The following is a 5895-nucleotide window of genomic DNA, read 5'->3' on the forward strand; positions in this document are numbered from 1 at the left end:
GGGCAGCTTCACCCAGACGCAGCGGCTGTTGCAGTGGCGGGAGAAGGCCGTCGAGCCGCCGGGCGACGCCCGCTCCGAACTGTGGTTCTTCTACCACCTCGGGCGCAAGCTGCGGGAGAAGCTGGCCGGCTCGCAGCTGCCGCGTGACCGGGCCCTGCTCGACCTCACCTGGGACTACCCCACGCACGGCCCGAACGCCGAGCCGAGCGCCGAGGCGGTCCTGCGTGAAATCAACGGGTACGACGTGACGACCGGCCGTCCACTGTCCAGCTTCGCCGAGGCCCGCGCGGACGGCTCCACCGCGATCGGCTGCTGGATCTACACGGGGGTGTACGCCGACGGCGTCAACCAGGCGGCCCGGCGCAAGTCCCGACACGAGCAGGACTGGGTGGCCGCCGAGTGGGGCTGGGCCTGGCCGGCGAACCGTCGCATCCTCTACAACCGGGCCTCCGCCGACCCGGACGGCAACCCGTGGAGCGAGCGCAAACGCTACGTCTGGTGGGACCCGGACAAGGGCGAGTGGACCGGCTACGACGTGCCGGACTTCGAGAAGACCAAGCCGCCGTCGTACCGGCCGCCGGCCGGAGCGTCCGGGCCGGAGGGCATTGCCGGCGACGACCCGTTCGTCATGCAGGGCGACGGCAAGGGCTGGTTGTACGCGCCCAGCGGTGTCCTGGACGGGCCGCTGCCCACGCACTACGAGCCGGTCGAGTCGCCGGTGCGCAACCCGCTTTACCGTCAGCAGGCCAACCCGACCCGCAAGATGTACGCGCATCCGGTGAACTCGGTGAACCCGAGCCCGCCGGAGGAGCACAGTCAGGTGTTCCCGTACGTGTTCACGGTCAGCCGGCTCACCGAGCACCACACCGCCGGCGGGATGAGCCGTACCGTCTCGCCCCTGGCGGAGCTGCAACCGGAGATGTTCGTCGAGGTGTCACCGGAGTTGGCGGCCGAACGGGGGCTCGACCACCTGGGCTGGGCGCACCTGGTCAGCGGTCGTGCGGTGATCGAGGCGAGGGTGCTGGTGACCGATCGGCTCACCCCGCTGCGGGTGGACGGTCGGATCATCCACCAGGTGTGGTTGCCGTACCACTTCGGTTTCGAGGGTCTGGTGACCGGTGACTCGGCCAACGACCTGTTCGGCATCAGCCTGGACCCGAACGTGCTGATCCAGGAGAGCAAGGTCGGCACCTGCGACGTCCGGCCCGGTCGTCGTCCCACGGGGCCGGCGTTGCTGGACCTGGTCGCCGACTACCAGCGGCGGTCGGGGAACCGGGGCCACCACTACCCACCGTTGGTCACGACCGACGTCGCCGACAGCAGCAGCGACCAGGAGGCCTGACCGATGCCCCACGCCAACGCCCTGTACGGACCCCTCGATCCGGCACCCGACGCCGGCTACGAGAACGCGCCGCCGCGGATGGGGTTCTTCACCGACACCAGCGTCTGCATCGGCTGCAAGGCCTGCGAGGTGGCGTGCAAGGAGTGGAACGGCGTCCCGGAGAGTGGCCTGGACCTGCTGGGCATGTCGTACGACAACACCGGCGCGTTGACCGCGAACTCGTGGCGGCACGTCGCGTTCATCGAGCAGCCCCGCCCGGCCGATGTGCTCGGTGAGCCGGTCGCGACGGCTCCGGGCCCGGAGTTCCTCGGGATGCCGGGTGCGCAGCCGCCGGGGCGGGGCAGCGGCGCCGAGGGGCGCACCGATTTCCGCTGGTTGATGATGTCGGACGTCTGTAAGCACTGCACCCACGCGGCCTGTCTGGACGTGTGCCCGACCGGTTCTCTGTTCCGCACCGAGTTCGGGACGGTGGTGGTGCAGGAGGACATCTGTAACGGTTGTGGTTACTGCATTTCGGCGTGTCCGTACGGGGTGATCGACCAGCGTAAGGGTGATGGTCGGGCGTGGAAGTGCACGCTGTGCTATGACCGGTTGGGTGCGGGGATGACACCGGCGTGCGCGCAGGCGTGTCCGACGGAGTCGATCCAGTACGGGCCGCTGGAGGAGTTGCGGGAGCGGGCCGCCGCGCGGGTCCAGACGTTGCATGAGCGGGGGGTGCCCGAGGCGCGGTTGTACGGGGAGGACCCGAACGACGGTGTGGGTGGCGACGGTGCGTTCTTCCTGCTTCTGGACGAGCCCGAGGTGTACGGGCTGCCACCCGACCCGATCGTGACCACCCGCGACCTGCCGGCGATGTGGAAACGCGCCGGTCTCGCGGCTCTCGCCATGGCGGCGGCCACCGTCGCCGCGTTCGTCGGAGGTTCCTCGTGAGTCCGCACCGTCCTGAGGTGGGCGACCTGTTCCGCCGATTCCGGGACCGGCTGACCGCCGAGGGGTCCGACCGGTTGGGTGTCCCGCCGGAGGCGGGCGTCCACGGCGGGCCAGCGGGCGCCGACGCCCGGGCAGACCTGGGCGCGCAGCCGCAGCGGAGCGCCGAGCACACCGGCCGACGGGCGGGTCGCCGGCGCGGCGGTCGCGGGGGCGGCGAGGAGCTGCGGGTACCGGAGGCCGAGTTCACCTCCTACTACGGCCGGCCCGTCCTGAAGGCGCCGGTGTGGAAGTGGGACATCGCCGCGTACCTGTTCACGGGCGGTCTGGCCGCCGGCTCGTCGTTGCTCGCCGCCGGCGGGCAACTCACCGGCCGGCCGGCGCTACGACGGGCCGGACGGACCACCGCGTTGGCCGCCGTGGGCGCCAGCACGGTCTTCCTGATCCGGGACCTGGGCCGGCCGGCACGGTTCCACCACATGCTCCGGGTGGCCAAGCCGACGTCGCCGATGTCGGTCGGCACCTGGATCCTCAGCGCGTTCGGGCCGGCGCCGGTGTCGCCGCGATCGCCGAGACCGCCGGCCTGCTGCCCCGCCACGGGGTGCTCGGGCTGGCCCGTCGGGCGTTGCCGCCGGTCGGGCACGCCGCCGGGCTGCTCGCCGCGGGTACCGCTCCCGCGCTGGCCACGTACACCGGGGTCCTGCTCGCCGACACCGCGGTGCCGTCCTGGCACGAGGCGTACCCCGAGTTGCCGGTCATCTTCGCGGGCAGCGCGTTGGCCAGCGGCGCTGGCGTGGGTCTGCTCGCCGCGCCGCCGTCACAGACCGGGCCGGCCGCCGGATGGCGGTGGCCGGCGCGGCCCTGGAACTGTATGGCGCGCATCGGGTGGAGACCCGCCTCGGCCTGCTCAGCGAGCCGTACCGGCTGGGCCGGCCCGGTCGGCTGCTGCGCGCCGGTCGGCTGCTGACCGTCGCCGGGGTGGCCGGCGCCCTGCTCGGCCGGCGTAGCCGGGTGGTCAGCGGGCTGTCCGGCGCGGCGCTGCTGGCCGCTTCGGTCGGCACCCGGTTCGGCATCTTCTACGGCGGCGTCGCCTCGGCCCGTGACCCCCGCTACACGGTGGTGCCGCAACGCGAGCGGGTGAACGCCCGGCGGACCGGGACGGATCTGGCGGCTGACTGAGCGGCCGCTCCGGGGTTGTGATCGAATGTCCGATGGAGGCGTTCAGGCGGCTGGTGCCCCTCCCGGTCTTCAAAACCGGTGTGGTCCGGGACCCGGGCCAGGCGGGTTCGATTCCCGTCCGCCTCCGCCAACCCGCATCAGGAGATGACGCGATGGGCGACGGCCCGGTGGACCCGCGACGTCGGGTGCCCCGCACCGACGCGCTGCTCGCCGATCCTCGACTGGCCGCGGCCACCGCCAGGCTCGGCCGGGACCGGGTGAAGGCGGTCGTCGCCCAGGCGCAGGAGCGGGCGCGCCGCGGCGAGATCGACCCCGAGGACGTCCGGGACGCCGCCGTCGCCGCGTTGCCGCCGTCCGGGCCCCGCCCGGTGCTCAACGCCACCGGTGTCGTGCTGCACACCAACCTGGGCCGCGCACCCCTGTCGCCGGCGGCGGTCGCCGCGGTGGTGGCCGCCGCCGGGCACACCGACGTGGAGTTGGACCTGACCACCGGCCGGCGGGCCCGCCGTGGCCGTGACGCGCTCGCCGCGCTCGCCGCCGCCGTACCCGACGCCGAGGCCGTGCACGTGGTCAACAACGGCGCCGCCGCGCTGGCGCTGGCCGCCGCCGGTCTGGCCGCCGGTCGGGACATCGTGGTCAGCCGGGGCGAGCTGGTCGAGATCGGCGACGGTTTCCGGCTACCCGACCTGCTGGAGAGCACCGGCGCGCGCCTGCGGGAGGTGGGTACCACCAACCGCACCACGCTCGCCGACTACTCCGCCGCGGTCGGCCCGCAGACCGGTTTCGTGCTCAAGGTGCACCCGTCGAACTTCCAGGTCACCGGGTTCACCTCGGCCACCGGAGTGCGGCAGTTGGCCACCCTCGGTGTGCCCGTGGTCGCCGACATCGGCTCCGGACTGCTCCGCGCCGACCCGCTGCTTCCCGACGAACCGGACGCCGCCAGCACCCTGCGCGCCGGTGCCGCGTTGGTCACCGCCAGCGGCGACAAGCTGCTCGGCGGACCGCAGGCCGGGCTGCTGCTCGGCGCCGCGGATCTGGTCGAACGGCTGCGCCGCCATCCGCTGGCCCGGGCGGTGCGCGTGGACAAGCTCACCCTGGCCGCGTTGGCCGCCACCCTGCACCACCCGGACACGCCGACCCGCGCCGCGTTGCACGCCGACCCGGGCACCCTGCGCCAGCGGGTCGAACGGCTGCGCGACCGGCTCGGCGCCGACGGGCGCAAGGCCGAGGTGGTGCCGGCGGTCGCCGTGGTCGGTGGCGGTGGAGCTCCCGGCGTCGAGCTGGACTCGTGGGCGCTGAGCCTGCCCGAGCGGTACGCGATGCCGCTGCGCACCGGAGACCAGCCGGTGCTCGGCCGGGTGGTGCGGGGTCGGCTGCTGCTCGACCTGCGCTGTGTGCCCGCCGACGCCGACGAGGCGGTCCGGGCGGCTGTCCTGTGCGTCGCCGACGGGGACGACTGAGGATGTTCGTCGTCGCCACCGCCGGGCACGTCGACCACGGCAAGTCCACCCTGGTCCGGGCGTTGACCGGGATGGAGCCCGACCGCTGGGCCGAGGAACGCCGGCGGGGAATGACGATCGACCTGGGCTTCGCCTGGACGACGACGCCGTCCGGCGCCACGGTGGCCTTCGTCGACGTACCGGGGCATGAGCGGTTCGTGCCGAACATGCTCGCCGGGGTCGGCCCGGTGCCGGCGGCGCTGATCGTCGTCGCCGCCGACGAGGGGTGGATGCCGCAGTCCGCCGAGCACCTGGCCGCGCTCGACGCGCTCGGTGTCGGGTACGGCCTGCTGGCGGTGACCCGCGCGGACCTGACCGACCCGGGGCCGGCGACGGCGCGGCCGGGCCGAGATCGCGGCCAGCAGTCTGGGCGCGGTGGAGGCGGTGGCGGTCAGCGGCGTGACCGGCGCCGGCCTGCCGGAGTTACGTGCCGCCCTGGACCGGCTCGCCGCCCGGCTGCCCGCGCCCACCGTGAACGGACCGGTCCGCCTCTGGGTGGACCGCAGCTTCACCGTCCGGGGCAGCGGCACCGTGGTCACCGGCACCCTCGGCGCCGGACGGCTGCGGGTGGGCGACGAACTGGAGGTGGCCGGCGCCGACGAACCGGTCCGGGTCCGGGGCCTGCACTCACTCGGCCAGGCCCGCTCCGAGGCGCAGGCGGTCGCCCGGGTGGCGGTCAACCTGCGCGGCACGCCCCGCGACCGGCTCGGCCGGGGTGACGCGTTGCTCACCCCGGGCCGGTTCCACCGCACCGACGTCGTCGACGTCCGGCTCGCCGGCGACCCGGCGGCCGACCTGCCGGCCACCCTCACCCTGCACGTCGGTTCGGCGGCGGTGCCGGTACGGGTGCGACCTACAGCTGGGCCACCAACAACATCAGCGACCTCGGCAACGTCCACTGCGGCGTCTGGGACACCACCCGACCCCGCTACGTCTGCTCACCCTGGC

Annotated in this window: 3 protein-coding genes, 1 tRNA gene and 2 pseudogenes; all 6 read left to right on the top strand. The window is 73.9% G+C overall.

From position 1 onward, the window contains the following. The coding region (locus tag JNW91_RS28800) for a molybdopterin dinucleotide binding domain-containing protein (protein ID WP_305070426.1) at positions 1-1342 on the top strand (1342 nt) is incomplete at its 5' end. 3 nt (positions 1343-1345) lie between these two features. Then, positions 1346-2272, top strand: coding sequence for a 4Fe-4S dicluster domain-containing protein (locus JNW91_RS28805; protein WP_203178634.1), 927 nt, complete (start codon positions 1346-1348; stop codon positions 2270-2272). Positions 2273-2493: 221 nt separating this feature from the next. Further along, positions 2494-3448 (top strand): annotated as a pseudogene (nrfD, locus tag JNW91_RS28810) (NrfD/PsrC family molybdoenzyme membrane anchor subunit). A gap of 34 nt (positions 3449-3482) precedes the next feature. Beyond that, a tRNA-Sec gene (locus JNW91_RS28815) sits at positions 3483-3578 on the top strand. 22 nt (positions 3579-3600) lie between these two features. Continuing rightward, positions 3601-4908: an L-seryl-tRNA(Sec) selenium transferase gene (gene selA, locus JNW91_RS28820; RefSeq protein ID WP_203178636.1), complete on the top strand. Its 1308-nt coding sequence runs from the start codon at positions 3601-3603 to the stop codon at positions 4906-4908. Positions 4909-4910: 2 nt separating this feature from the next. Continuing rightward, positions 4911-5895, top strand: a pseudogene (gene selB / locus JNW91_RS28825) (selenocysteine-specific translation elongation factor); the annotation flags it as partial.

Source organism: Micromonospora parastrephiae, assembly GCF_016802865.1.
GTDB classification, from domain to species: domain Bacteria; phylum Actinomycetota; class Actinomycetes; order Mycobacteriales; family Micromonosporaceae; genus Micromonospora; species Micromonospora parastrephiae.

Excerpts from the sequence above, each read along its gene's own strand:
- JNW91_RS28805 (WP_203178634.1), top strand. The coding sequence starts at position 1,346 with ATGCCCCACGCCAACGCCCTGTACGGACCCCTCGATCCGGCACCCGAC.
- selA (WP_203178636.1), top strand. The coding sequence starts at position 3,601 with ATGGGCGACGGCCCGGTGGACCCGCGACGTCGGGTGCCCCGCACCGAC.